General features: G+C 65.3%; 1 protein-coding gene. It reads right to left on the reverse strand.

The window, feature by feature from the left end; all coding sequences use genetic code 11:
* Positions 1–698, reverse strand: a 698-nt coding sequence (locus B7G52_RS23125) for a multicopper oxidase domain-containing protein (RefSeq protein ID WP_170954866.1), incomplete at both ends; no start/stop codon positions are given.

Consider the following 698-nt stretch of genomic DNA (forward strand, 5'->3'; position numbering starts at 1 on the left):
AAATCGATCGCCACCCGCACCGTTTCGCCGGGCCAGACCAGCACGGTGTCTTTCCAGCCGAGGTCGCTCACGGTGCGGCCCTGGCCGAAGCGCGCCGTGGCCGCGACCTGGGGCGGGCTGCCAATGCGTTCGAGCACCTGGAACGAAAAACCGTGGATGTGCATCGGGTGCGGCATGCCCAGCGTCGGGTTGCTGATGTTCCAGATTTCCACCGCCCCGCGTTTGACGTCGAACGCGATCTCGTCCATGCGGAAGGTGCGTCCGTTGATGAGGAAACGCATCTGTCCCATCGACAGCTCGATCTTGCGCTGCGCGGCGCCGGTGGTCGGGATGGGCTTGACCTGGGACAGCGTGGCTGGCAGTTTGGCGACAACGCGTTCGCCGGCCGTTACCGACAGCTTCAACACGTTGAACTCCGCACCCAGCGGCAGCCGTGACGAGGTCATGCTGGCCATCATCCGCCCCATGCCCATGCCGCCAGCAGGCCCTTCGTTTTCCATCGCATCGAACGCCAGGCTCCTGAGGAAGATGTCCTCACCGGGCTGCGCCTGGCCCGCGTCGAACAGCACATCGAGGCGCTCGCCCGGCGCGAGAAAGGCTTCGCTCACCGTTTCCGGCCGTTCGATCAGGCCGCCATCGGTGCCGATGACGGTGAAGTCCAGCGCTGTCTTGCCCTTGACGAAGGCGAGCCGGTAGAT

Source organism: Polaromonas sp. AER18D-145 (assembly GCF_002379095.1).
Classification (GTDB): Bacteria; Pseudomonadota; Gammaproteobacteria; order Burkholderiales; family Burkholderiaceae_C; genus Polaromonas.